The sequence below is a fragment of the Embleya sp. AB8 genome (assembly GCF_049739465.1).
In the GTDB taxonomy this organism is placed as follows: Bacteria; Actinomycetota; Actinomycetes; order Streptomycetales; family Streptomycetaceae; genus Embleya.
Genome location: NZ_JBMHHY010000034.1, coordinates 96,888 through 122,189 on the forward strand (window position 1 = coordinate 96,888; position 25,302 = coordinate 122,189).

Below are 25,302 nucleotides of genomic sequence, written 5' to 3' on the forward strand. Positions count from 1 at the left end.
TTGTTGTCAAGCGGCGAGGGTGACGGGTGGTGGCCTGGTAGCACCGTCCGTCACGCAGCAGGGCCCACAGGACGTTGACGCGGCGGCGGGCCAGAGCGAGGACGGCCTGGGTGTGTCGTTTGCCCTCGGCCCGTTTGCGGTCGTAGAACCGGCGGGACTCGTCGCAGCAGCGGATGCTGATCAGCGCGGAGGTGTAGAAGACGCGTTGGAGGCGCCGGTTGTAGCGCTGTGGGCGGTGCAGGTTGCCGCTGATCTTCCCGGAGTCGCGTGGGGCCGGGGCGACGCCGGCGAAGGCCGCGAGGCGGTCCGGGGTGGCGAACGCGGTCATGTCGCCGCCGGTCGCGGCGAGGAACTCGGCGCCGAGCAGGGGCCCGATGCCGGGCATGCTCGCGATCACGGCGGCGTGTTCGTGCTCGCGAAACCGGCCCTCGACGAGCTTGTCGGTCTCGGCGATCCGCGCGTTGAGGGCCGTCACCTCCCTCGCGAGCGTGCGCACCAGATGCGCGGTCGGCTCCTCGCCGGGAACGGCGGTGTGTTGACGCTCGGCCGCCGCGACGGCGCCGGCGGCGAGTTGTGCGGCGCCGCGGACCTTGCGGTTGCGCAGCCATGTCTCCAGCCGCCGGGCACCGACGCGGCGGATCGCCGCCAGGGTCTGCTAGCCCGTCAGAAGAACCAACGGGCCGGCGTTGGTGAGGTCCAACTCCCGCTCCAGGGAAGGGAATACGCCAGTCGGCAGGGCTCGCAGGCGGTTGATCGCACGGGTGCGGTCGGCGGCGAGGTCCATGCGGTGGGCGGTGAGGAGCGCCAGTTCGACGGTGAGCTCGTCCCCGGGCCGCAGTGGGTGCAGGTCGCGGCGGACGCGGGCCTGGTCGGCGATCATCGCCGCGTCCTTCGCGTCGGTCTTGCCCTCGCTCCGCTAGCCGTCGGCCGCCCGGTTGACCACGCGGCCCGGGATGTAGAGGAGGTGCCGGTCGTGGTTGACCAACAGTGCGATGAGCAAACCCGCGGCGCCGTTTGCGAGGTCGACGGCCCACACGGTGTCCTCGCCCAGGGCCAGGACGTCGGCCACCAGGTCGAGCAGTACCGGCTCGTCGTTGGCGACCCGGCGCGAGAGCAGCCGTTTGCCGCTCTCGTCGATCGCCACACAGTGGTGGTGGGTCTTGCCCGCGTCCACCCCGGCCCGGATCCTCGTCACGCGCTCTCCGTGGTTCGTCGGTTCGTTGTCCCGCAGACGACCTCGCCGTCGAGTCCCTACACAGCGACCGAATCGCAGTTCCCAATCAGCGGCCGAGTCGTCGCGGGGTGTCGGGCGGCAAATCGTACGAAGCCACCATCGGCAGACCACTGAAAGCCACACCCGACACCCCTGGGTGGGAGAACCCTACGAATGGCTCGCCTTGCCCGATCAACAAGGTAGGGACCACTGAGACGCCGTGTATCACCGAAGAACCGCGTGGTCCAAGGCAAGTCAGCCGGGCACTGGGCGACTCGATACCCCTGGCCAGCTCAGTGATGGCCATCCATGTCGTGATCGACCGCTGACCGAAGCACCAACCGGCGCTCATTCATGCCTTCAATAGGCAGCTGACCTGATCTCGTTCGCCGACGCTCAACCGGGTTCACAGCTCTCCCTCGGGGGTCGCAACGGCCGCATTCGGCCGCGACGGCGTGACCTCCGACGTGGTGGCCCCACGTGTCCGGTCTTCGATTCCGAACAACCCAGCGCCCCGACCCTCGCGTGCGGAAGCCTGGAGACACCCTCCTACACCCAGTGTGGCCCGTGCCGTCATCCCGGGCCCGCCCGCCCGGATCGCGGCGAGTGCCGCAAGAGGGCTCCATACGTGGGCTCCGAAGCCGTGTACGGCCTGCGCACCGTTTGAACCCCTGCACGGACCAGTCGCCTGCAGATTCGCCATCAGGACCCACCCGGCCGTGGGCAACAGAGAGTTCCCAGGACCCTCGCCGGACACTATCGGTACCGGACCAGCCGACACTCCGCCCAGCGGAGTCGCACCACGTCCTGGTTGCAGTTCTGGTGGCATTCACCCGCGTACGACAGCGTCCGCGGTCTTGGCTCTCGGTGCCACGCCCCAGGTCAGAACTCTCCCGCGCATTCCTGAACACTCAGCCGAACGGTTGGAAAGCGTGTTGGGTTCACCCCCTCACAAGTTCGAATCTCGTATCCTCCGCCAGCCTGAACAGGAAAAACGTCAGCCCCGATCGGTTCGCCGGTCGGGGCTGACGTCGTCTTGGGCGCGGTTCTGGTCCCATTTACATGGGACATTTACGGCAAATTTCACCCTTCATGGTGCAGCTCGCCTTAAGCGACTCAGCGATGGGGTGAACTTCGGTGAAACCGCAACTGAGCATGTCGAAGGACGCTTGGTCCAGGCCAGCGGGCGCATCCGCCCTCACTTGTCCTCGCTACTGCATACGCAAGTGGCGGGACGCGGCCAGGCAGGAGGACAGCCATGTCGCTTCAGGCTGATTGATGATGAGGCCGCCAACGGTGATCATCCCGTCCATGACATGGCCGACTCGTATCGAGTCGTCGCCGACGTGGAACATCTGCCATTCCGCATCGCCGTGCCAGAGCCGCGCCGTCCTGTCGCCTTGACGCTGGGCGAAGACTAGCTCCTCACCGTACTCGTTCAGGAAATAGCCCACGTAGTCATCGGCAGTGATCGAGCCACCGCACAAGTCAGCCAAGAGTTGCTCAATCTCGGGACGTGCATCGTTCATGCGTCGGACTCCTCGGCCGCGTCGGAGGATTGCTGCGTCGACGAAAGCGCCAGCATCCTTGCTGCCGAATCCAGCAAGGTCTCATACGTGATCACTTCTATGCGAGTGGCATGCGTGTTGTAGGTGCGCAGCGTCTCCGAGACCTCCCGACAGGTGATCCCCCCACTCACGTACCGGGAATGGCCGATTACGACAGTGGCCGAGGCTCTACGAGTGTCGACACCGTGGGTTGTCAGGATGGTTCTCCGGTTCTCGTCCAAGGTTCGAAGATAGTTCTGCGACTGGGAGACGGCGCGATGTGCCGGCGCGCCGAGCATCAGGTGGCCGTTGAGCCTGACGACCAAGTTGCTTATGCAGGCGCGTTTGAGTTCAACGACGTGCAGTGACCCGTCAGCACGCAAGAGTGGAATATCCAGGATCGTGTCCGGGGTGTACTGACGTCGCGCCAACTCGGCAACGTAGGCCCCACCGAAGATCCACGCCTGATTCTTCAGGCAGGCGTGGAGGGCACTCTCGGAGCTGACCGGATCCTCCACCGCAGCCCGCAAGTCCGCCAACGCGGCCTGCCTTGCCTTGAGTTCGAGAAACTGGGCCAGTAGACCCGCGTCGGCATCCGCCAGAACATCACCCATCAATCGGGTCGCTTCCGCAGATGCCAAGTTGGGCAAGGAGCGAAGGAGCACTTCCATGTGCCCGTACTGCTGGAGTCGCCTCACTTCCCGAGTGGACAGTTGGATGCCACCATCGCCGTTCCCAAGACCCAGGTGGTCGACGGACTGAGTGATCCCCTTGAAAAGATCACGGGCGTTGGCAGCGGTCGCGTCGGGGTTGTCACGACAAAGCGCGTCAAGAACGGCGACCGCCCGGTCAGCGCCGAGCGCAGCCAGCCTCCGCATAAATTCCTCACTGCGCTGCCGCGCCTCGTCGTCGTAGTATGTCTCCACGACTTCGAGGAACAGTTCTCCTCCCGCATAGCCGGCGAACCGCTGGAAACGCTGTGCGAGTTCGAAATCCCCATGCAGGATGGCCTCTCGCGATACGCCTTCCAGGGCATCCACCAATGGCCTGCCCTTCCCGTACGTACGGTCCGCCCCCATGATGCGCAGCACAGCTTCGATGCGCTCCAGCACGCTCGGCTGCTCCGCCAACTCCCTTGATGCCTCGACCATGCGCCGCAGCGTGGATCCAGATCGGAACGTCACCATGCGGTCACCCTAGGGCCAGGCGACGACACTCATGCCGGTGATGTCCACAGCGAGCAGTTGCGGCTACTCCGCCCTCGGAAGGGCCCTCACCTGCTCCAATGCAACCAGTTCGGCGATCCGTCCTGGTTGCAATTCTGGTTGCGTTCATGGGCATACGGAGGAGTTCAGCGGTTGACCAGTCGGGCGCTTCGGAGCAGGTCAGGACGTTGGTGAGGCTCGCCGTACCAGCGCGCGATCCCTTGGAAAGCGTGTTGGGTTCACCCCCTCACGAGTTCGAATCTCGTATCCTCCGCCGGCCCTGACAGGCAAGACGTCGGCCCCGACCATTTCGATGGTCGGGGCCGACGTCGTTGCGGTTGCCGTGGCGGTGTACCGGCGTCGGGCATCGAGCGTCAGGCGTCACGCCTCGGGTTCGTCGGTCAGGATGGTCAGGAGTCCCGGGAAGCGCTGTTCGATGTCGGCGCGGCGCAGCGTGGCCATGCGGCTGTTGCCTCGGTCCACCTGGCGCACCAGGCCGGCCTCGCGCAAGGCGCGGAAGTGGTGCGTGACGGTCGCCTTCGACACCGGGAGTTCGAAGGAACTGCACGTCCTCGCCGTGCCGTCGGGCTCGGCTGCCAGTTCGCGTACGACCCGGCGGCGCAGCGGGTCCGCGAGCGCCGACAGCACCCTGCCGAGCTCGATCTCGCCGACCTCCGGGTGCCCCTCGTCGTCGGCCATCCGACACACCTCCTTCAGGTACGACTTGCATCGTACCTGAAGTGCTTGCTAACTTCCGCTAGGTACGAATCTGATCGTACCTAGTACGCCGGTACCCAGCGGAGGAGAAGTCCATGACCCAGCCGTTCACGCTCGTCGGTATCGCCCGGCCCAGGCCCGAGCGCGCGGAGGAGTTGAAGCAGTTGCTGCTCTCGTTCGTCGCCCCCACCCGACGGGAATCCGGTTGTCTGGAGTACCACTTTCACGAAGACCACGACGAACCCGGCGTCTTCGTCTTCTACGAGGCATGGCGCACCCGGGCGGACCTGGACGCCCATTTGGAGCTGCCGCACATGCGGGCGTTCTGGGAGAGCCGCATGGACTACCTGACGACCGACCTCGAAATCCGCTACCTCGCCATGCACAGCCCATACGAACTCGCCGACCGGGCCTGACCACAGCCGTCGCGGTGCGGCCGGGCGGCGAATCGGCGCACCGCCTCCGTCGATGCCGCGCCGCGCACCCGGCCTGCGCCGCGAGTCGTACGGCTTGGTCATGGGATCCCGACAGGGTGATCGCGCTCACAGGAACGTCGGGCCGTACGGGCTCCTCTTGCCCGCAGAACGACCCGCGACCCACGACCCACGACCCATGACCCTGGAGAGCTGTTGTGAAGCGCTGTGTCCTTGCCTCCCTGTGGGCAACACTCGCCGTCCAGTCGATCTGGCTCCTCACCCACGGGGCCGACGTGTTCGGAGTAGCCGTGTTGGTCCTGCTCGGCGGATTCGCCGCGGCGTCCGGCCGGCGTCCGTGGCTGGGGATCCCGATCCGGGCCCTGATGGCCGGCGACTTCCTGCGTTCGGTCGGCGCCCGGTTCGGTGCGTTCGGCGGACCGGGCACACCGGGTGTGACGTGGGGCGACTTCGCGCACTTCACCACGTACACGCGGCAGGTCGCCTCCTTCCTGCCATCGGGAGCCGCACCGACCCTCGCGGTGCTTGCGACCATCGCCGAGACCACCCTCGGCCTGGCGCTGCTGTTCGGGATCCGGCTCCGATGGACGGCACTGGGCGCGGCAGGTCTGCTGTTGTCCTTCGGCATCTCGATGACCGTCTCGCGGCCGGCCTCCGAACAGTTCCACTACTGCGTGTTCGCACTGGCCGCCGGCATGCTCCAACTGGCCACGACCGACCGGCATCCGCTGAGCACCGACAACCTCCTCGCCCGCATCGCCACCCGCCACCACCACCGCCGGGCACACCCCTCGCCGAACCGGACGGCGGCGGCATAGCGGCAGGCTTCCGTGGCCCGAAGCACACCGGCCCCATAACGCGGTCGCGGCAAAGTCGGGCCCGTCGGCTTCCTCGGCCGGCTCTCGACGGGGTCACAGGCCGACTCCGATTCGCCTTCGCACCCGGTCGACGTAGTCGAGCGTGTCGATGGCCCTCGCCGGGTCCCCGGTCCGCTGATACAGGTCGGCGGCAAGCTCCAGGTTCTCGAGAGCCTCGGTGTTGCAGCCCTGGTGAAGAAGTGCAACCGCGAGATTCCCCAGTTCGGCGGCCAGACCGTGATCGTCCTTGCCCTCGAGAAATGCCTCCAGGGCGAGGGTGTGCAGCCGCACCGCCTTGTTCCACTTGCCCTGCATCTGGCGTGTGCAGGCCATGTTGCCCAAGGTCCTTGCCTCGCCAAGGCAGTCGCCCAGGCGTTTGAAGGTTCTCAGTGCCTCCTGCTGCGCAGCGAGAGCCGCCTCGAACTCTCCGGCAACGGTCAGTGTGGCGGCGTAGTTGGACAGTTCAACCGCCCTTTCATGAGGCATGACCAAGCCGTCGGCCAGGTCCAGCGCGCGCTTGTGCAGCCCCACGGCCTGCACAGCCTCGCCATCGTTGCGCGTTACCTTGGCGAGGCTGCCCAGAGCCTGGGCGTAACCACGCAGATCGCCCTGTTTTCGGAAGCTCTTCGCGGCCTTGCGGAGAGCGCGGGCAGCTTCCTTCACACGGCCCAGCTCGGACAGTGCTTCGCCGATGTTGCTCAGAGCGCGCGCCGCTCCGCTCCGGTCGCCGGTGTGCTTGAACAGCCGCGCAGCTTCGGCGTGGGCCGCTTCGGCCTGTTCGAACTCGCGCTGCTCATAGAGCGAGAGCCCGAGATTGTTGAGCGCACTGCCCAGGGCTTGGCGCTTCTTCAGCCTCCGACAGATCTTGATGGCCTTGTAGTGCGTGCGAATGGATTTGCGCAGCTTGCGCTTGTCCCCAAGCACCACACCGAGGGAACTCAGCAGAGAAGCCTCGCGATAACTGTCCTTGCGCCTTCGACTCGACCGGATGGCCGCGTTCAGTACCCGCTCGGCATCCTCCAAGTAGCGCGTCTCCATCAGGAATTGCGAGACGGGCACCGCCAAGGCCAGGCACATCAGATCGTCGCCAACCTCGTGGGCCCAGATGGCAGCAGCGACCAGGGTGTGTCGCTCGGCCTCCAGCCACTGCAGCGCGGCGGCTCGATCGTTGAAGCGGGGCTCCGCTGCGGAGCGCGATGCCAACGGGACGAAAAGTGTTTCGCGTGCCAAGGTGGTCATCTTGTGGAGGTAAACGAGCAGACGTCCGAGCCCCTCCCTCCAGGAGTCGTCGCCGCCCGCCGTGAGCTGCTCCCATGAGTACAGCTGTACGAGACTGTGCTGCTGCCAGCGGCCGTACGGTTCTCGTGGGTCGACCATGTGTCGACGGGCCAGGTCCAGCAACAGCCGTTCGGTTTCTTTGACGCTCTCCCCGTACAACTGGGCTGCGGCCTCGGTGGAGAAGTCCGGCCCGGGATGCACGGAGATCAGCCGGAAGAGCTTGGCCTGGTCTTTGGTGAGCTTTCGATAGGACAGCTCGAAGGCTGCGGTCACGGCGCGTTGCTCCCGACTCAGCACGGAGAGTCTGGAGTGCGCGTCCTCGAGGTCTCGGCGGAGGTGGGACAGAGGTCGAGCCGGCACGTCCACGAGCAAGGACGCCAGGATGCGCAGGGCCAGCGGCAAGCCGCCGCACAGTGCGACCAGCCGATCGGCCTCCCCGGCCTCGACCGCCGCCCGGGAGTCCTCGGGCAAGGCCGTGTGGAGGGCTTCACCCAGCAACTCCCGGCCCTCGGCAGCGGGCAGCGCCCGCAACGTCAGCGCCGGCGCGTCCAATTCGGCGAGGGAGTGCCTCGAGGACACGAGCGTGGCTGTGCTCCCGTCACTCGGCAGGAGATGGCGAATCTTGCCGGTGGCCGGTACGTCGTCCAGGATGACCAGGACCCGTCGCCCGGCAGAGGCCAGTGCGCCGAGCGCGGAACGGTAGATGAGCGCGCGTTCCTCGATCCTGGGAGGAATGTGTTCGGGAGGGATGCCGAGCGCCCGCAAGAGAGTACCGAGCGCCCGATTCGGTGACACCTTGCGCTTGGTGTCGTAACCGTACAGATCGACGAAGAGAACCCCGCCAGGAAACCAGCCCTCTTCCCGCAGCGCTCGGTGGGCGGCTTGGAGCACGAGTTCGGTCTTGCCCGTCCCGGGGAGCCCGGTCACCACCAAAGTGCCGGCCGTCGCACCCGGAGCTGCCGGGGCCAAGGCAACGAGGACCTGTTCCAGTTGGGGGCGGCGCCCCGCGAAGGTGGCCGACCGCCGGGGAAGTCCGGCAAGCGCGGGATCCGGGCGGTCCGGGAGCGTCAGGGTGATGGTCCGCCCTTGGACGACGACGCCGAAGAAGACTCCGCCGCTGATGCGATTCTCGGTCCTGTCCGTCATCCCCGGGCCTGCCGGTGCCGGGCCAGAGCCCTGTCGAAGGCGAGCACCTCTGCGGTTGTGAACGCGCTCCTGTTTTCCGCGGTGACCACGTACCCGACCTCGCGCGAGGCATGGAAGAACGCGGGATCGATCCCCATCTCGATCGCACGCTCCGCCATGTCCAGCATCATGTCGTCGAAGTACGCCTTGGTGAGACCGGTGGGTTGGTCGGCATCCGGGTCGAAGAACACCGGATCACCCGGTCCCGGCTCACGGCCGAACTTCTCCCGGAAGGCGACTAGTTGGCCTTCCAGAGCCGCCCGCAACCTTTGTCCGTGCGGGCTGTCGGTCGAGATCCGCACCACAGAACTACCGTCCGCGTTCCAGATGCGCTCGACGGAACGGTCGAACCGGCGGTGCATGGACTCCGCTTCGACGGACTTCTTGCGGACCTTGTACAGCACCGCCTCACGCACAGCCTTACGTCGCTCGGCCCATCGCTCGCCGGACTCCTCTAGCGTGCCGTCCGTGCCATCCGCACTGTCGGTGCTGTCGCTCTCCTCAAGATCGTCGGCACTCTCGCGGACGGCGGCGCTCAGGCGCATTCTGATACGCATACCCAGCCAATCCAACAGGTCCGGGGTGACCACCGATTCCCGCATGGACACCTCGGGAATACCCAGCTCGAAGGCCAGGCGCGACAGGGCGAGACCGGGAGAGCTGGTCCACAGCAGGGCATCCGAAGGGATCGGCTCGGTGAACGCGGGCACGGCGAAGAGGTGCCCGAGCGTCTCGGCGACGGACATCCCCAGTTCGGGAGCGACAAGGAGGATGTCGAGCACCGGCACCAGCGTCGATGCCTCGTCCACGGAAAGCGCCCACGCCCAAGCGTGTTCACCCATGTCTTCCAGAGGTTCCCCTGGCTTCGCCATGAGCGCCGCGTACAAGGCCGGCAGCAACACTCCGAGTTCCTGTTCCACAGCCAACCCGGCATCCTGGAACCGGCGCAGTCCGGCGCGGAGAACGGCCTGAGGGGTGTCGTAGGCCCACGACTTCTCCGTCGTTTTCCTCCAGAATCGCCCGACCTGCTCCTTCGCGTCCTCCGGCGGGCCTGGGAGCTGTAGATCCAAGGCCGGCCCACACACCGCGCGGCGGCCCTGGAGGGCCGCCCCGGGCAGCAACCTCCGGGGCAGGCGGCGCTGGTCGAGTCCGGCCGCTTCAAGCCTGCCGGCGAGCGCCAACATCAGGCTCCCGTCGTTCACCGGGATCCCCAGCTCCTCGCTCGTCGAGACGACTTCGCGTACGAAGCGCTGGATGCCCTTCCCGTGCACGGTGCCCCGCAGAAGACGCAGCCACGCGTCACGCGCATTGGCGAACTCGAACTCGTCACGAAATTTCCCGGGCCAGAAGGTCCCCAGGAACAGCGCGTCCAATGGGTCGATCTCGTGGTACCAGTCCGGACCAGTCCCCTTCACTTGGGCGTATCCCAGCTCGCCGTAACCGAACGCGTAGGCGCCGGCCAGACTGAGCCTCCCTGGCGCGTTCGAGCGCAACAGTCGCCCGAGCGCCTCCTGGCCCAGTGCTCGCGGGTCACCACCACACCCGGTTCGGACCGTGGCACCCGAGGTTGCGCTCAGCGCCTGCTGTTCCTGCTTCCTTCTCGATGCTTTGTCCATGTCCCCCTCCCGGACGCAAGGATGACGTATCGCGCCGGGCTCGATCGCGGCATTCCAGGAAACGTCGACAAGCAGGCCAAGAAGCCCGGGACTTGAGGGCAGAGGCCATGTCGGGCCGTTCCCGCTGGAGAGCGTCTCGCCGCCCGGACATATGCGCCAGGTCGGGTTGTCGACGATCCGGGCTGACGTCGTCTCCTGGGCCGGGTCTCCGGCAGACACACGAGAACTGGGCTCAGGGCAACTGGGCCGGCGAACCGCTCGGCGGCAAACAGGAGTTGCGGCAAATACGGGGACTCGGGGTCGGTTCGTCGAGCGTCGTGTTTTGCCGGCAGATCCCGCTCGTGGAGGGCAGGGGGCGCGCTTCGCGGAAAAACGAGGCGGCCGGTCCCCGCCGGCCACCGGGCATGCCCAAGGTGCTGCCGGGAGTTCGCGTCAACGGCGGCGCAGCGTCTTGTCCTTGAGTGCGGGTGGGTCGTAGTGGGTGACGTCGTGGTTCAGGTCGGTGCCCGGTTGGACGATCTCGTCGATTCGGTCGAGGACGTCGCCGCTCAACACCGTTCCCGCCGCGTCCAGCAGCGAGGTGAGCTGGTCGTGGGTGCGCGGGCCGATGATCACGGAGGTGATCGCGGGGTGTGCGAGGACGAAGCCGGTGGCGAGCGCGGGCAACGTCAGTCCGGCGTCGGCGGCCACCTTCTTCAGTTCGGTGACCGCGGTGAGCTTGGCCGCGTTGCCGGGCAGGCCGGTGTCGAACAGTTGCGGCAGGAAGTTCGAGCGGGTGGCCTCGGCCGGGGTCGCGCCGTCCGGGCCGCCGTACCTGCCCGACAACCAGCCGCCCGCGAGTGGGCTCCAGGTGAGCACGCCCATCCCGTACTTCTGCGCGGTGGGCAGCACGTCCCGCTCGATGGCACGGGCCAGGATCGAGTACGGCGGTTGCTCGCTGCGCAGGCGGACATGACCGCGTTTCTCGGCGACCCACTGGGCCTCGACGATCTCCGCGGCCGGGAACGTGGACGAGCCGATCGCCCGAACCTTGCCGGCGCGCACCAGGTCGGACAGCGCGGACAGGGTTTCGTCGATGTCGGTGTCCGGGTCGGGGCGATGCACCTGGTAGAGGTCGATCCGGTCGGTGTCCAGGCGGCGCAGGCTGTCCTCGACCGCGCGGACGATCCAGCGGCGGGAGTTGCCGCGCTGGTTGGCGTCCGGACCCATCGGGTTGTGGAACTTGGTGGCGAGGACGACATCGTCCCGACGGCCTTTGAGGGCCTTCCCGACGATCACCTCGGACTCGCCGTCGGAGTACATGTCGGCGGTGTCGATGGTGTTGATGCCCGCGTCCAGGGCGGTACGCACGATGCGGACGGCCTCGTCATGGTCCTTGGTACCCCACGCGCCGAGCATCATCGCGCCGAGGGTGTATTCGCTGACGGATATGCCGGTGCCGCCGAGGATCCTGCGGTTCATGACTGGTCCCTGTCTCCGTGTAGTCGCCGGCTGTCGGAATCGACCCTGCCTGCCGGGCCGGACCCCAACCAGGCCCGGCGAGGCCTGGTACCCGCAGGGCCTGGCTGGATCGGACATACCGGAGAATGGCCCGGTGCGTGCCGAACCGGATATCAATGCGTTCCTGAAGGCCCGCCGGGCGGCCCTCGACCCGGCCGAACTCGGACTACCGCCCGGCGGGACACGGCGCCGGGTGCACGGGCTGCGCCGCGAGGAGGCGGCCCGGTTGGCGGGGATCAGCGTGGAGTACTACACGCGCATCGAGCAGGGCCGCGGCGGGAACGTCTCACCGGAGGTACTGGATGCCCTCGCCCGCGGGCTGCGGTTGACCACAACCGAGCACACGTACCTGCGGAACGTGGCCCACCGGGCGGCACGCGGCGGCGGTGGCCGGCGGCCGGCCCCGGAAGAATCGCAGGTCGTGCGGCCCGGTCTGCAGGTCGTGCTCGACGCGATGGACGGTGTGGCAGCCGTGGTCCACGGGCGCGCCATGGACGTTTTGGCATGGAATCGACCGGCGGAGCTCTTGGGGCTCGACTTCGCACAATTGCCGCCGGAAGAACGCAACATCGCCAGAAGCGTGTTCCTCCACCCGGACGCGGAGGCCATCCACCCGGGAGCGGCGCAGATCCGCCGCGAGGTCGTCGCCGTACTGCGCGCCGAGGCCGGCCGTACCCCGGACAGCGTGCGACTCTGCGAGGTGGTCGGCGAACTCTTGGAGCGCAGCCCGGAGTTCACCCGGTTGTGGAATTCGCAGGTGGTCGAGGAGAAGTCGCACGGCATTAAGTACGTCAGGCACCCGCGGTACGGGCTACTGGAGTTGCACTTCCAGGCAATGCGACTGCCGCCGTCGGACGATGAGTTGACGCTGCTGCTGTACGCAGCCGAGCCGGGTTCACCGTCCCAGGCGGCCCTACTTGCGCTGTCGAGCGAGACGCGGGCCCGGATGGACGGTGTTGCCTGACCGGCCATGAACGGCTGAACAGCAGAACAGCAGAACGAACGCGGGCAAAACGGAGGTTGGCACTTCCCCACCGGCGCCCCGGTCTCGGCGGTCGAAACAAGCCAGCCGGCGCGGTGTGCTCTTCGGCGGGCAGCGGGCAGTCGTCAGCGACCGAAGTCGCCGATTACCCGCGCAGCCAAGTTACCCGCGCAGCCAAGCCAGAACCGCCAGCACCCGCCTGTGGTCGTCGGATGATGGGGGGAGCGCCAGTTTGTCGAAGATTGCCGAGATGTGTTTTTCCACCGTCCCCGCGCTCAGGCCCAGGCTTCGTCCGATCGCGCTGTTGCGCCGTCCCTCGGCCATCAGGCCCAGGACCTCCCGTTCCCGTGGGGTCAGCGCGCCCAGTGGGTCGTTGCGGTGTCGCCGGGCGAACAGGGCGGAGACCACCTCCGAGTCCAGGACCGTGCCGCCCGCGGCCACTCGGGTCAACGCGTCGGAGAGTTCGTCGAGTCGGGACACCCGGTCCTTGAGCAGGTAGCCGACGCCGCCGCCGTCGGCGAGCAGGTCGCCCGCGTAGGACTCCTCGACGTACTGGGACAACACCAGGATCGCGGTGCCCGGCGCCACCTCCCGCCGGATCCGCAGCGCCGCCCGCAGCCCCTCGTCGGTGAACGTCGGCGGCATCCGGACGTCGACCACCGCGACATCGGGCCGGTGTTCGGCGACCGCGGCGACCAGCGCCGACCCGTCGCCGACCGCGGCGACCACCTCCGCGCCGGTCTCCTCCAACAGCCGGACCAGGCCCTCCCGCAGCAACATCGAGTCCTCGGCCAACACCACGCGCATCAGGCCGACCCCACCCGCATCAGTGCTCCCCCACTCCGCTCAACGGGACTTCCGCGGTGAGCGTAGTCGGCCCACCCTCCGGACTGACCACCGTCAACCGCCCCTCGACCGCGGCCAATCGGTCGATCAGCCCGGCCAGACCGTGTCCCTTGCCCGGGTGCGCCCCGCCGCGACCGTCGTCCCGCACGGTGACGAACAACGTCTGCTCGTCCACCGTCACCAGCACCGAACAGTGCGCGGCCCGCGCGTGCTTGGCCACATTGGTCAGCGCCTCGGTGACCACGAAGTAGGCGGTGTTCTCCACCGCCGGGGCGAACCGCCGACCCTCGACCGACTCGGCGCTCAGCGCGACCGGGACCGGACACCGCGCCGCCGCCGCGCTCAGCGCCGGCGCCAGCCCCCGGTCGGCCAGGATCGGCGGCGCGATCCCCCGGGACAACGCGCGCAGTTCGGTCAGCGCCTCGTGGCTCTGCGAGATCATCTCGGCGACCAGCGGCCGGGCCCGTTCCGGGTCGTCGTCGAGCCGGCGCGCCACCGTCTCCAGGTCCATGGTCAGGCGTACCAACCGCTGCTGCGGCCCGTCGTGCAGATCCCGTTCCAACCGGCGCAACGTCTGCGCCTCGGCGGCCACCGCGCCGCGCCGCCCCCGCGCGAGTTGTTCGGCCCGTACCTGCAGCGCACTCGTCTCGTTGGTCAACAGCGCCCGGGCCAGCGCCGCCTGCGCCGCCACCAGGGCGCGCAGCAGCGGCGGCGCGGTGGCCAGCAGCACCACCCCGATACCCGTGTTGAAGCCGATCTCGGCCGCGCGCGAGGAAATGCCGAACATCAGATCCAGCAGGCCCTCCTTGCCCCGGTCGCGCGGGATCGGCCACGACCACGCGGCGTAGAGCAGTTCGCCGAGGCCGCCGACGGTCCAGGTCAGCGCCAGGCAGAAGCTCGCCACCCGGACCGGGAAGGACACCACCATGTGGATCAGATCGCGCCAGGACTGCGGCTCGCGCAGTGCGGCCAACCACCCCTTGAACCCGTCACCCGCCGGCTGCCGGTACGCGTACGGCGGCAGCTCCCGCCCCGTGACGGCCACCACCCGCCGGCGCTCCACCGCGGCGAAGCCGCGCGCCGCGGCCAGTGTGCCGACCAGGAGCGGCACCCCGAGCAGCAGTACGAAGGTCGCCGTGCCCGCCGCCAACCCGATCACCGCGACCACGAACGCGGCCAGCCCCAGCGGCAATCCCGCGAGCAGATAGCCGAGTCGGCGTCCGAACCCACCGACGCCACGCGTGCTCTCGGCTGGAGGAGTCGGAGAAATCGGAGAAATCGAAGCAGTCGGAACAGGCGGAACGGGCGGCACGGGCGGAGTAGAGGGGGTCGGCGCTGTCGTATCGGTCACGCCCACATCCTCCGACCACCGGCCGACCACCGCCGGCCGGCGCCCCGGGTCCCGAGGGTAGGGCAAACCCCCAGACCGCGAACACCGTCCCGAACCGGCCCGACCGCGGTCGGGAACAGGAACACAGGAACAGGAACAGGAACAGGAACACAGGAACACACGAACAGGGACTGGACCTACCCGGCCGGCACGATGTTCTGGTTGGCGTGGAAGAGATTCGTCGGGTCGTACGTCCGCTTGATCTCCGCGAGCCGCGCGTAGTGGTCGCGATACGTGGCCTCGACCCGCTCGTGGCCCTCACCCGCGCCGATGAAGTTGACGTACGCGCCGCCCATCGAGTGTGGGTGCAGGTCCTGCCAGTAGTCCACGCACCACTGCCGGATCACCTCCGCATTGGCCGGATCGGGGTCGATGCCGCCGATCACCCCGGACCACATGGCGTCCCGATAACCCCACGCGGTGGCGTCCGGGGCGACCCGGTGCGCGGCGCCGTCGATCGGGTAGAGGTGCATCGTCGACAGCGAAGTGGGCAGATTCTCCGCGTACTTGGCGTGCACGTCGATCGCGGCGTCGGAGATCTCCGCGAAGAAGTCGCCGCGCCAGTACCACTGGAGGCCGGTGGGAATCAGTTCGTCGAACATCGACTGGACCGCCGGATAGGGCATCGGTGTGGTGAAGTGGAAGGCCGGCGGGCCCGGTTCGCGCACCGCCGCGAGCGCCCGGTCGGCCCCGTCCGGGTCGCCGGTCCCGCACCAGACGACGCCGCACATCCGGTGGCCGTGGATCTCCTCCGGGAACGGCGGACCGGGCGGCACCTCGAGCACCGCGAAGAAGCCGTTCAGATCCTCGCTCGCGCGCGGCAGGAAGTCGCGGTACCAGCGCAGCACGTCGCGCGTGTGGTCGACCGGCCACAGGGTGATCCCCAGGACCACGGTGTCCACCGGATGCAACCGGAAGCGGAACGAGGTGACCACCCCGAAGTTGCCGCCACCGCCGCGCAACGCCCAGAACAGGTCCGGGTGTTCGGTCTCGGTCGCGGTGCGGAAGGTACCGTCGGCGAGCACCACGTCGGCCGCCACCAGGTTGTCGATGGTCAGGCCGTACCTGCGGGTCAGATGGCCGTGGCCACCGCCCAGGGTGAGCCCGCCGACGCCCGTCGTCGACATGATTCCGGCCGGGGTGGCCAGGCCGAAGGCGTGCGTGGCGTGGTCCAGATCGGCGAGCAGCGTGCCGCCGCCGACCCGGGCCGTCCGGGCCGCGGGGTCCACCCGTACCCAGCGCATCGGCGACAGGTCCAGGGTCACCGCGCCGTCCACCTCGCACAGGCCCGCGCCGCTGTGTCCGCCGGCCCGGACCGCGAGTTCGAGTTCGTGGTCGCGGACGAAGTCGACCGCGGCCAACACATCCGCCGTATCCGTACAGCGCACGATGGCGGCGGGACGGCGATCGATCATCGCGTTGTAGATCTTCCGCGCCGAGTCGTATTCCGGGTCCTGCGGCGCGATCACCGGACCACGCAACGTGGTCCGCATGGCTTCGAGCGTAGTGCCGTCCATGACCATCTCTCCCAGCCGAGCAGCCGAGCAAACGAGCAAACGAGCAGACGGGACGCGGACCGCGAACCCGCTCGGCCCCCCGGCCGACCCTCGGTAGGCAATCGTGCGCCGATGGCCCGACGACGCTGCGGCCTGCCGGCTCACCGAACGCCGCAGGGCTTACCTCTCCACCCTCCCGCCGTACACAGTGCCCCGCAATCGCACCCGCGCGGCACCGGCCGGCCGGGTAGTCGAACGGCGGTGTCGGCGCGGGCAACCACCACTCCGTCACCGCCGGCCCTCCCGTGGTGAGAATCCGGTCGGCGGCGGGCAACAAGCCGAATGTGGGGCCACCGACCCCGCGCACCGTCACCGTCTCGGCAAGGAGACCCCATGCGCCGAACGCGCCGAACCCTCGTCGCGCTGACCGCGGTTGCCACCCTGCTCGGCGCCGCACCGGCCGCCTCGGCCGGCACACCCCCGCCCACCGCCGGCGACCCCGGGGGCCGGTGGGAGCCCGTGCCGACACCGCCGCTCGACTACCCGGCCGGCACCCGCTGCGACTTTCCCGTGCACGGCGAGGCGATCCGGGACGAGGTCGAGCAGCGGGTACTGGAGACCTATCCCGACGGCAGCCCGAAATGGGTCGCCTACCGGGGTCCGCTGGTCATCCGACTCACCGATACCACGACCGGCGCGCACTTCGACGCGGACGCCGGCGGCAGTGCGGTCGTCGAGTCCCGCCCCGACGGGTCCCACCTGTGGTTCGTCCTCGGTCCCATCCTCGCCGGCTTCGGTCCGAACGGCGGCAACGTGGCCCGCGGCCTCTACACCATCGACGGCGCGTACACCGTGGACATCAGCGCCGCCGGCGTCAAGACGCTGACCATGTTGCACGGCAGCATCGACGACCTCTGCGCCCGGATCGACCACCCCTGACCGAGGTCACGGGGACGCCGGCGCAAAACCGCCGGCCGGATCGGGGGGCGGGATGGTGGAGTGGGCCCATGACCAACCTGCGGGATACCGCCCTCACCTTCCGGGCGCTGCACACCAGTACCGCGCCCCTCGCCCTCGCCAACGTCTGGGACGCCGCCGGCGCCCGCCTCGTCGCCGAGGCCGGCGCGCCGGCGGTGGCCACCACCAGCGCCGGCGTCGCCTGGGGCCTCGGCGCGGCCGACGGCGATCGACTGGGCCGCGCTCGGGCCCTGGAACTGATCGCCCGCGTGGTGGCCGCCGTCGACGTCCCGGTCACCGCCGACATCGAGAGCGGATTCGGCGCGGACCCGGACGGAGTCGCCGAGACCATTCGCGGCGTACTGGCCGCCGGCGCCGTCGGCGTCAACCTCGAGGACGCCTCGCACGGCGGCTCGACCCCACTGCGCCCGGTCGCCGAGCAGAGCGAGCGCATCGCCGCCGCCCGGGCCGCCGCCGGGGACGTCCCGCTGTTCATCAACGCCCGGGTGGACACCTATCTCCGCGGCGTCGGCGACCCCGCCGACCGACTGCGCACCACGCTCGACCGGGCGGCGGCCTACCTCGCGGCCGGCGCCGACGGCGTCTTCGTCCCCGGCGTCACCGACCCAACCACCGTGGCCGCGCTGGCCGAGGCGCTGACCGCGCCGCTCAACGTGCTGGTCGGCCCCGGCGCGCCCAGCGTCGCCGAACTCGGCAAACTCGGCGTGGCCCGGGTCAGCCTGGGCTCGGCCGTCGCCGAGGCCGCCTACGCGGTGGTCCGCCGCGCGGCACGGGAGCTGTACGAGAGCGGCACCTACACCGGACTCACCGACACGATCCCCTACGGCGACCTGAACGCACTGTTCGCCCGCTGAACTGTTCGCCCGCTGACCCGACGCCCGGCGGCGTACGCCCCACCCGGGACGTACGCCGCCGCGGCCGACGCCCGTCGCCGGTCTTTCCGACGCTCCCGGCCACCTCCTCCCGACCAACACGGCCGCAGCACCCCGCACGAACCGGTCGGCGGGCCCGCGTCCACCGGGGAGACCGGCGACCGGAGCGAGTTCGTCGACCGCGTACGCGAGTTCACCACCACCACGAACGACACCCCGCCGGCCCCACGAACCGCCCCGCCCACCCGAACCCGGGAAAACCCGCTGACCCACGAACCCGCCCCGGCGGACAATGAGGACCCGACGCACCGTCAGGATCCGCCGCGCGTCCGCCCCTTGGTCCCGGCCGGCGCACCCGGGGACGGCGACCGGGACCACCCGAGCGGGTGTCGGTCCGCACTGGGATCATCGAGGGACACCGAGGGGAGGTGACGAACGTGGCGTATGGCGAACGTGCCCCGCAGGCGCCCGTCGTGAGTCTGACCGACCGTCGGGCGCTGGAGGCCTGGCGACCGGCCGACGACGAGGTGATCGCCCGGGCGCGCAAACTCAAGGAAGAGGCGCTGCTCGACTTCGGCATGGAACTGTCGGTGATCGCCTCGTGGTTGTACACCAAGTGCCACCACCACATCCCGACCACCGCGATCGACACGGCGGCCGTGCTGGCCTCCGGCGACGGCACCTGCCTGCTGCTCTACAACCCGCGGTTCTTCTGCGATCTGGGCCTGGACGGAGTCAAGTTCGTCCTCTTCCACGAGGCCCGACACCTGATCCAGCGGCACCTGTTCGCCGAGGCCGAACTGCGCGCCGACCCGGTGTTCACACTCGCCGCCGAGGTGACCATCAACCACGTCGCGATGACCCGCCTGGGCCGCACGACGCTGCCGATCCTGCACCGCACCGACCCGGACACCGGCGCACAGGTCGAGGACGCCACCGGCATCGACCCGCGCGTGATCCACCAGGCCTACCTCGACGACCTCCGGGCCCAGGGCCTGGCACCACTGACCTACGACGAGTTCGTGGACACCGACTCGACCGTCTACGCCGAGCTCAAGCGGATGAAGCACCCGCCGATCCCGCCCCCGCTGTGCGTCCACGTCATCCTGGGCGACGGCACCGGCAACCACGACGGGATGGACGGCGAAACCGTCGACCGGGTGGCCTCCGAGGTGCTGCGCAGCGTGCTGCTCGCAGCCCGCCGGGGCGAACGGCTGGCCCGCCAGGAGCTGCTCGACCTGCTCGCGCGCACCGACGGCGCCACCGACCGCGCGACCAGGCTGTGGGGCGATCTGGGCGCGGGCTTCCTGCGCGGCGAGACCCAGCGCACCCGCCGGGTCCAGTGGTGGCAGCAGTGGCTGGTGGACGTGCTCGCGTCCAAGCTGCGCGAGGGTGAGCGGCTGGTCTATCCGAAGAAGCGCGGCGCGCTGCTCGCCGCGCTCGGCCACGACCCGATGCTCGCCCGGCGCGGCCTGGAGCGGACCAAGGTGGTGGTGATCGCCTACGACACCTCGGGGTCGATGCCCGATCAGGTGGTGAGCTGGCTGACCGAACTGGTCGGCAAGGCCGACGGCGTCGAGACGCACTGGCTCAGCTTCGACGGCATGGTGATGCCGTTCAAGCCGGGCGAGCGGGTACTCGGCGGCGGCGGCACCGACTTCCAGAACGTGGCCGACTACGTCGAGGGCCGCCTGGAGATCGAGGGATCCGGCCGCTTCGACGAATCGGTCGAGGCGGTGGTCATGCTCACCGACGGCTACGCACCGCCGATCACGCCCGCCGACCCGGACAAGTGGATCTGGCTGATCACCGAGGGCGGGGACGACTGGCCGGAGCGGCATCACCCGCCGATGGACTGCCACCGCGTCGTCACCGGCGACCACTGATCGGGGCTCGGTCCATGCCGACGCGCCCAGGTCCGGTCCGCCGGACAGAACCCGGCCGAAGAGCCCTCCGCAGCACGCCGTGCGGCAGCACCCGGAAGGAACCATGACGATCACCGCTGACACCACGCGCGCCGGCCGCCCCGCGGCCGAGCCCAAGTGGAAGGTCACCGCCACCTACCCCGAACGCCCCAAGGGCTGGAAGGGCGTGTCCAAGCTGGAGGAGTTCATCGACGCGATGATCGACCTCGGCCAGACCGGCCAGATCTTCGGCGAGCACGGCATCGGCAAGACGGCGACCTTCTTCAGCCACATCCCCGAGCGGCACGAGGACACCGTCCTGGTCTTCGTACCCGCCGCCAACCTCACCCCCGACGACCTGCTGATCAACGCGCCCGTCCGGGACGCGCGCACCGGCGAACTGGTGCTGCGTCAGCTGATCATGCGTCAACTGCGGCCCGGCAAACGGTTCGTGCTGCTGATCGACGACGCGTTGCAGGCGGGCGAGACGATCCAGTCGCAGCTGATGCAGATCGCCTGCAACTGGACGCTCGGCGAGCACGATCTGCGCGAACTGGGCTGCGTGGGCGTCTTCCTGACCGACAACGAGTCGCTGGCCGAGACCGCGACGCGGCGCACCGACCTGGCCATCCTGGACCGGATGGTCACCGTCAAGATCACCGCGACCGACACCGCGTGGCGGTTCAAGCTCGCCGAGCGCTTCGCGGGCACCGACCTGAGCCCGGTGTTCCAGGTCTGGACGAGCCTGTCCCCGGCGCTGCGCCAACTGGTGTCCCCGCGCACCCTCGAGCACGTGATCGACTGCGCGCTGGCGGGTTTCCCGCTGGTGTGGGGACTGCCGCTGGTCAACGGCGAGCGGCTCGCGCTGACCGAGACCAAGAAGGACGGCTCCCCCGGCCCGGACCGCACCGACGAGGTGCTCGACCGGATCGCCGAGGGTCTGGGCGTGCGCAACCCCGACCAGACACCGGACGCGGTCCGCCGGATCGTCCGCGAGGCGATCCGCCGCCGCTGGTCGGTGCTGGTCCAGGGCCCGCCCGGGTGCGGCAAGACGGAGGTGGTGCGCGAAGTGGTGCGCGCCGAACTCGGCCACGACCCGCTCTACTTCTCCCTGCCGGTGACCAACGTCGAGGACCTGTGCGCCCCCGTGCCCACCCCGGACGGCTCGCTGGAGAACCTGCTCGCGGCCAAGTTCACCGATCCCGGCGCGAAGGTGATCGTCTGGGACGAGTACAACCGGCCCAAGGACAAGTCGACCTTCGCCAAGCTGATGGAGATCACCCAGGAGTGGTCGATCGCGGGCCGCCCGATACCCGGCCTGCGCGCCCAGATCGCGCTGCAGAACCCGCCGTACCACCTGGGCCGCAAGATGCTCGTCTCGCGCAACAACATCGCGCAGGCCACCCGCTTCACCGCGTCGCTGACCATCCGCCCCGAGGACATCCCGGCGAACGAGTGGCTGATCGCCACGTACGGCCCGGTCGCCGAGACCGTCCTGGAGTGGTGGAAGAACGACATCGACGACGAGGGCCGCGACTGGATCACCAAGCGCACCCTGGAGCGGCTGATCAAGCTGCACAACCGCGACCTGCCGCTGGAGATGGCCAAGGTCTATCTCGGCGACGGCGAATACGCGCCGGTTCCGCTCAACGCCCTCGAGGCCCGCTTCGCCGAGAACCCGGCCACCGGCCTGGGCGACATCTCGGCCAACCTCGACGAGTGGGTGCGCCGGTTGGCGGCGGCCCACGAGGAATCCGGCGAGGGCACCGACGACACCGACATCGTGCACCAGGTGCTGGCCAACGCCGAGTTGTCCCAGCTGCGCGAACACCTGGACACCGTCGCGCAGTTGCTCGCCGGCCTGCCGCCCAAGCTGCGTTCGAGCTATCTGGTCGGCCAGTCGGTGGACAAACAACGCTTCTGGATCGAGGCGTTCGCCAAGATGCCGCGCCGCTGAGGCCGGCCACCCCTGCTCGGCCCGCCCGTCAGCGCTTGCGCCGGGCGGTGCCGAACAGACTGCGGCTGATCTCCCGGCCGAGTTGGGTGCCCATCGAGCGCAACATCGACTTCACCGCCGTATTGCCCATCACCTGCTCGACCACCCCGGGCGGCGTCTTCTCGGCCTTCTCTGGTTTCTCGGCTTTCCCGGCTTTCTCGGCTTCGGGAACCGCCGCATCCGGTACGGCCGGCTGCGCCTGCGCGGCCGTCAGCTTCTCGAACGCCGACTCACGATCGACCGCCGTGCCGTACTTGGCGAACAGCGCCGACCCGGCCACCGCCGCCCGCATCGCCTCCGCCGGGATCGGCGCCATCAACGAAGTCGGCGCCCGCAGCCGGGTCCAGGCCACCGGCGTCGGCGCGCCCTTCTCGCTCAGCACGGTCACCACCGCCTCGCCCGTACCGGCCTGGGTGAGCACCTGATCCAGGTCGTAGGCCGAGCGCGGGAAGGTGGACACGGTGGCCTTGAGCGCCTTGGCGTCCTCCGGCGTGAATGCCCGCAACGCGTGCTGGACCCGATTGCCCAACTGGGAAAGCACGTCGGCGGGCACGTCCCGCGGCGTTTGGGTGACGAAGAAGATCCCGACGCCCTTCGACCGGATCAGTCGCACCGTCTGGGTGATCGCGGTCAGGAACGCCTTCGAGGCACCGGTGAACAACAGGTGCGCCTCGTCGAAGAAGAACACCAGGCGCGGCCGATCCAGGTCGCCGACCTCGGGCAGATCGTGGAACAGGTCGGCCAGCAGCCACATCAAGAACGTGGAGAACAGCTGCGGCTTGTCCTGCACGGCCGCGAGTTCGAGCACCGAGACCAGACCGTGCCCGCCGGGGGTGGTGCGCAGCAGATCGGCGGTGTCGAAGTTCGGCTCGCCGAAGAACGCCCCGCCGCCGTTGTTCTCCAACGTGATCAGCGCGCGCAGGATCACCCCGGCGGTGGCCGCGGACAACCCGCCGATCTTCTTGAGCTCGGCCTTGCCCTGATCGTCCGTCAGATATTGGATGACCGCGCGCAGGTCCTTCAGATCGACCAGTTCCAGGCCGCGTTCGTCGGCGAAGTGGAAGATCAGGCCGAGCGAGGACTCCTGCGTATCGTTCAGGTCCAGCACCTTTGCGAGCAGCGTCGGTCCGAAGTCGGTGATCGTGGCCCGGATCGGCACCCCCGTACCGATCCCGCCGAGCGCGTAGAACTCGACCGGACACCCGGCGGGTTGCCAGTCCTGACCGACCTCGGCCGCCCGCGCGGCGACCCGTTCGCCCGGCTCGCCCGGCGCGGAGATGCCGGACAGGTCGCCCTTGACGTCGGCGAGGAAGACCGGGACGCCCTGCGCGGACAGTTGTTCCGCGATCAGTTGCAACGTCTTGGTCTTGCCGGTGCCGGTCGCCCCCGCGACCAGGCCGTGCCGGTTGAGCACCGCGAGCGGAACCCGGACTCCCGCCTGGGGACAGGCGGTCCCCTCGACCACGGCCGCGCCCAGTTCCAGGGCGGGTCCGGTGACGGCGTACCCGGCCGCGATGGTCGCGATCGGGTCGTCCTGCTCGCTCATCCGCTCCTCCGTCCGCCGGGATCTCGCCGGGATGCGCAGAGCGAATACACCGATAGCGCAAGAAATATCCCGATTGCCCGGCCGGATCGGCCATCCGAGCCGGCGTGTTCCGCGCGCCCGGTCCCTCGCATCGGCGCCGGGTGGGGGTTTCGGGGACCTCGATCCCGGTAGGCTGAGCCTGTGATCTTCAAGCGGATCGGTGACGGCAAACCGTACCCGGACCACGGGAGGTCGGGTGCCCGCCAATGGGCCGACATCGCCCCGCGGCCCGTGCGTCTGGACCAACTCATCACGACGAAGCGGCAACTCGACCTCGACACGCTGCTCGCCGAGGACTCGACCTTCTACGGCGACCTCTTCGCGCACGTCGTGAAATGGCAGGGCGACCTATACCTGGAGGATGGCCTGCATCGCGCGGTCCGGGCCGCGCTCCAGCAGCGCCAGGTATTGCACGCGCGCGTGCTCGAACTCGGCTGAGCACGCAACCCCGGCGGCCCGTTCAGGTGGTCGTCACGAGTACGGCCGTGCCCCGATACGCAAGCCGCCACGTCGGCGCTAACCTCGACTGCATGGCGACCGGGACCACGGCCATGCCGTGCAGGACGAGGACGGGGGCACATCGATGAGCATGCTCACTCCCCGCGGCATGGGAGGCCAGTACAAGATCACTGGCAAGCTGTATCCGCGCATGACGCGGCGCCGGCGACGCGCGCCCGTCGTCATCGCGATCGTGGTCGGGCTGGTCGTGCTGGCCACGGCCGGCTGGGGCGTGTACCACTTCACGTCCGACAACGGGAGCAAGGCCGCGGCCTGCCCCTCGCCCAGCGCGTCGGCACCGCCGGCCACGCCGGCCGCACCGCTGCCCGAGCCCAAGACGATCACCTTGAACGTCTACAACGCCACCAAGCGCACCGGCCTGGCCAAGACCGTCGCCGACGCGCTCAAGGCCCGCGGCTTCACCATCGGCAAGATCACCAACGACCCGCTCAACCAGCAGATCCCGGCCACGGCCGAGATCCGCCACGGCTTCCCCGGCAGCACGCCGGCGAAGGTGGTCGCCGCGCAGGTGGCGGCGAGCACCGAAAAGGAGGACCAGCGCACCGACGCCTCGGTCGACCTGGTGATCGGCGAGGCCTGGACCGACCTGGCCACCCCCGAAGCGGTCGCCGCGATCCTGTCCCCGCCGCCGCCCCCGCCGCCCACCCGCCCACCGGGCTGCTGACCCACCCGCTGCCGCCCCGCGAGGGGCGGCAGCCCCGGGCCCCGAGAACTCCGGGAAACGACGAAGGCACCATCCGGAATCCGGATGGTGCCTTCGTCCTGCAAGAGCGGTAGCGGTGGGATTTGAACCCACGGATAGCTTGCACCATCACACGCTTTCGAGGTCTGCTCGTCGGCGTCCGCCGCAGGTCAGAGGACTCCCCACCTGCCCGGAACCGCCCCGACCGGGCCACGCTGAACGCCACTGAACGCCCACGAATGAGACCGCAACTGAGACCGCTGGGGTGGATGCGTAGGTACTCAGCTCCCTCGTACGGGCCCAAGCCTCGGCGCTCCTGCGCCCGCCCCGTAGACGTCCTCCGCATTCCCGCGCGCGCCGATCTTGCGGCAGGCGTTCGATAGGAACAGTCTGGAAGATCACCAAGCCTAAGAAGTCGTCTCATTTGGATTGATCGGTAGTCTGATGCGGTGACGCTTGTGGAGCGGTTGGTGCCGGACGAGTTGTGGGAGTTGTTCGAG

Annotated in this window: 19 protein-coding genes and 1 pseudogene; 9 read left to right on the plus strand and 11 right to left on the minus strand. The window is 69.0% G+C overall.

The annotated features are described in order from the left end of the window. Window positions 1–34: 34 nt before the first annotated feature. The 4 genes and pseudogenes from ABIA38_RS38165 to ABIA38_RS38180 all read right to left on the minus strand — a co-directional run. A pseudogene (locus tag ABIA38_RS38165) lies at window positions 35–1,195 on the minus strand (IS110 family transposase); the annotation flags it as partial. A 1,229-nt stretch (window positions 1,196–2,424) separates the two neighbouring features. Further along, on the minus strand, window positions 2,425–2,742 hold the full coding sequence (locus ABIA38_RS38170) for a hypothetical protein (protein WP_424643570.1): 318 nt from the start codon (window positions 2,740–2,742) through the stop codon (window positions 2,425–2,427). Then, window positions 2,739–3,947 carry a Shedu anti-phage system protein SduA domain-containing protein gene (locus tag ABIA38_RS38175; protein ID WP_424643571.1) on the minus strand — a complete coding sequence of 403 codons (1,209 nt, stop codon included), beginning with the start codon at window positions 3,945–3,947 and terminating at the stop codon, window positions 2,739–2,741. Before ABIA38_RS38175 ends, ABIA38_RS38170 begins: the two co-directional genes overlap by 4 nt. A 399-nt stretch (window positions 3,948–4,346) precedes the next feature. Beyond that, window positions 4,347–4,664, minus strand: coding sequence for an ArsR/SmtB family transcription factor (locus ABIA38_RS38180; RefSeq protein WP_424643572.1), 318 nt, complete (start codon window positions 4,662–4,664; stop codon window positions 4,347–4,349). Window positions 4,665–4,777: 113 nt separating this feature from the next. Between ABIA38_RS38180 and ABIA38_RS38185 the strand changes: the two genes are divergently transcribed. Both ABIA38_RS38185 and ABIA38_RS38190 read left to right on the plus strand, forming a co-directional pair. Continuing rightward, window positions 4,778–5,098, plus strand: coding sequence for a putative quinol monooxygenase (locus ABIA38_RS38185; RefSeq protein WP_424643573.1), 321 nt, complete (start codon window positions 4,778–4,780; stop codon window positions 5,096–5,098). Window positions 5,099–5,313: 215 nt separating this feature from the next. Continuing rightward, entirely contained in the window at window positions 5,314–5,934 is a 621-nt protein-coding gene (locus ABIA38_RS38190; protein ID WP_424643574.1) for a hypothetical protein, read from the plus strand. 93 nt (window positions 5,935–6,027) lie between these two features. On the opposite strand, the gene ABIA38_RS38195 is transcribed toward ABIA38_RS38190, so the two are convergent. The 3 genes from ABIA38_RS38195 to ABIA38_RS38205 form a co-directional block, all read right to left on the minus strand. Further along, entirely contained in the window at window positions 6,028–8,397 is a 2,370-nt protein-coding gene (locus tag ABIA38_RS38195; RefSeq protein ID WP_424643575.1) for a tetratricopeptide repeat protein, read from the minus strand. Continuing rightward, window positions 8,394–10,052, minus strand: coding sequence for a hypothetical protein (locus tag ABIA38_RS38200; RefSeq protein WP_424643576.1), 1,659 nt, complete (start codon window positions 10,050–10,052; stop codon window positions 8,394–8,396). Before ABIA38_RS38200 ends, ABIA38_RS38195 begins: the two co-directional genes overlap by 4 nt. Window positions 10,053–10,484: 432 nt before the next feature. Further along, window positions 10,485–11,513: an aldo/keto reductase gene (locus tag ABIA38_RS38205; RefSeq protein ID WP_424643577.1), complete on the minus strand. Its 1,029-nt coding sequence runs from the start codon at window positions 11,511–11,513 to the stop codon at window positions 10,485–10,487. A gap of 133 nt (window positions 11,514–11,646) precedes the next feature. On the opposite strand from ABIA38_RS38205, the gene ABIA38_RS38210 reads away from it, so the two are divergent. After that, window positions 11,647–12,516, plus strand: a complete 870-nt coding sequence (locus ABIA38_RS38210) for a helix-turn-helix domain-containing protein (protein ID WP_424643578.1) — start codon at window positions 11,647–11,649, stop codon at window positions 12,514–12,516. Between the two features lie 180 nt (window positions 12,517–12,696). On the opposite strand, the gene ABIA38_RS38215 is transcribed toward ABIA38_RS38210, so the two are convergent. Genes ABIA38_RS38215 through ABIA38_RS38225 form a run of 3 tightly spaced genes read right to left on the minus strand, consistent with a single transcriptional unit; the run spans window position 12,697 to window position 16,287 of the window. Continuing rightward, window positions 12,697–13,341: a response regulator gene (locus ABIA38_RS38215; RefSeq protein WP_424643579.1), complete on the minus strand. Its 645-nt coding sequence runs from the start codon at window positions 13,339–13,341 to the stop codon at window positions 12,697–12,699. Window positions 13,342–13,360: 19 nt separating this feature from the next. Further along, the gene (locus ABIA38_RS38220; RefSeq protein WP_424643580.1) at window positions 13,361–14,890 is read right to left on the minus strand and encodes a sensor histidine kinase; all 1,530 of its coding nucleotides are present in this window, start codon (window positions 14,888–14,890) and stop codon (window positions 13,361–13,363) included. 17 nt (window positions 14,891–14,907) lie between these two features. Next, a complete protein-coding gene (locus ABIA38_RS38225) occupies window positions 14,908–16,287 on the minus strand; it encodes an FAD-binding oxidoreductase (RefSeq protein WP_424643581.1) in 1,380 nt (459 codons plus the stop codon). Window positions 16,288–16,659: 372 nt separating this feature from the next. Between ABIA38_RS38225 and ABIA38_RS38230 the strand changes: the two genes are divergently transcribed. The 4 genes from ABIA38_RS38230 (at window position 16,660) to ABIA38_RS38245 (ending at window position 21,977) form a co-directional block, all read left to right on the plus strand. Then, a complete protein-coding gene (locus ABIA38_RS38230) occupies window positions 16,660–17,205 on the plus strand; it encodes a hypothetical protein (protein WP_424643582.1) in 546 nt (181 codons plus the stop codon). 68 nt (window positions 17,206–17,273) lie between these two features. Then, window positions 17,274–18,098 carry an isocitrate lyase/PEP mutase family protein gene (locus ABIA38_RS38235; protein ID WP_424643583.1) on the plus strand — a complete coding sequence of 275 codons (825 nt, stop codon included), beginning with the start codon at window positions 17,274–17,276 and terminating at the stop codon, window positions 18,096–18,098. Window positions 18,099–18,589: 491 nt separating this feature from the next. After that, a complete protein-coding gene (locus ABIA38_RS38240) occupies window positions 18,590–20,002 on the plus strand; it encodes a DUF2201 family putative metallopeptidase (protein ID WP_424643584.1) in 1,413 nt (470 codons plus the stop codon). A gap of 103 nt (window positions 20,003–20,105) precedes the next feature. After that, window positions 20,106–21,977 carry an AAA family ATPase gene (locus ABIA38_RS38245; RefSeq protein ID WP_424643585.1) on the plus strand — a complete coding sequence of 624 codons (1,872 nt, stop codon included), beginning with the start codon at window positions 20,106–20,108 and terminating at the stop codon, window positions 21,975–21,977. A gap of 28 nt (window positions 21,978–22,005) precedes the next feature. Here ABIA38_RS38245 and ABIA38_RS38250 read toward each other — a convergent pair whose 3' ends face one another. Next, a complete protein-coding gene (locus ABIA38_RS38250) occupies window positions 22,006–23,562 on the minus strand; it encodes a helicase HerA-like domain-containing protein (protein WP_424643586.1) in 1,557 nt (518 codons plus the stop codon). A gap of 180 nt (window positions 23,563–23,742) precedes the next feature. On the opposite strand from ABIA38_RS38250, the gene ABIA38_RS38255 reads away from it, so the two are divergent. Together ABIA38_RS38255 and ABIA38_RS38260 are read left to right on the plus strand one after the other, a co-directional pair. Then, window positions 23,743–24,039: a type II toxin-antitoxin system VapB family antitoxin gene (locus ABIA38_RS38255; protein ID WP_020556786.1), complete on the plus strand. Its 297-nt coding sequence runs from the start codon at window positions 23,743–23,745 to the stop codon at window positions 24,037–24,039. A 145-nt stretch (window positions 24,040–24,184) separates the two neighbouring features. Continuing rightward, window positions 24,185–24,784, plus strand: a complete 600-nt coding sequence (locus ABIA38_RS38260; protein WP_424643587.1) for a LytR C-terminal domain-containing protein — start codon at window positions 24,185–24,187, stop codon at window positions 24,782–24,784. The last annotated feature ends 518 nt before the right edge of the window (window positions 24,785–25,302 follow it).

Bases quoted from the DNA above. Each gene is read 5' to 3' on its own strand.
- ABIA38_RS38260 (WP_424643587.1), top strand. From the start codon at position 24,185: ATGAGCATGCTCACTCCCCGCGGCATGGGAGGCCAGTACAAGATCACT.
- ABIA38_RS38180 (WP_424643572.1), bottom strand. From the start codon at position 4,664: ATGGCCGACGACGAGGGGCACCCGGAGGTCGGCGAGATCGAGCTCGGC.
- ABIA38_RS38195 (WP_424643575.1), bottom strand. From the start codon at position 8,397: ATGACGGACAGGACCGAGAATCGCATCAGCGGCGGAGTCTTCTTCGGC.
- ABIA38_RS38230 (WP_424643582.1), top strand. From the start codon at position 16,660: ATGCGCCGAACGCGCCGAACCCTCGTCGCGCTGACCGCGGTTGCCACC.
- ABIA38_RS38185 (WP_424643573.1), top strand. From the start codon at position 4,778: ATGACCCAGCCGTTCACGCTCGTCGGTATCGCCCGGCCCAGGCCCGAG.
- ABIA38_RS38170 (WP_424643570.1), bottom strand. From the start codon at position 2,742: ATGAACGATGCACGTCCCGAGATTGAGCAACTCTTGGCTGACTTGTGC.
- ABIA38_RS38175 (WP_424643571.1), bottom strand. From the start codon at position 3,947: ATGGTGACGTTCCGATCTGGATCCACGCTGCGGCGCATGGTCGAGGCA.
- ABIA38_RS38245 (WP_424643585.1), top strand. From the start codon at position 20,106: ATGACGATCACCGCTGACACCACGCGCGCCGGCCGCCCCGCGGCCGAG.
- ABIA38_RS38235 (WP_424643583.1), top strand. From the start codon at position 17,274: ATGACCAACCTGCGGGATACCGCCCTCACCTTCCGGGCGCTGCACACC.
- ABIA38_RS38215 (WP_424643579.1), bottom strand. From the start codon at position 13,341: ATGCGCGTGGTGTTGGCCGAGGACTCGATGTTGCTGCGGGAGGGCCTG.
- ABIA38_RS38225 (WP_424643581.1), bottom strand. From the start codon at position 16,287: ATGGACGGCACTACGCTCGAAGCCATGCGGACCACGTTGCGTGGTCCG.
- ABIA38_RS38200 (WP_424643576.1), bottom strand. From the start codon at position 10,052: ATGGACAAAGCATCGAGAAGGAAGCAGGAACAGCAGGCGCTGAGCGCA.
- ABIA38_RS38205 (WP_424643577.1), bottom strand. From the start codon at position 11,513: ATGAACCGCAGGATCCTCGGCGGCACCGGCATATCCGTCAGCGAATAC.
- ABIA38_RS38250 (WP_424643586.1), bottom strand. From the start codon at position 23,562: ATGAGCGAGCAGGACGACCCGATCGCGACCATCGCGGCCGGGTACGCC.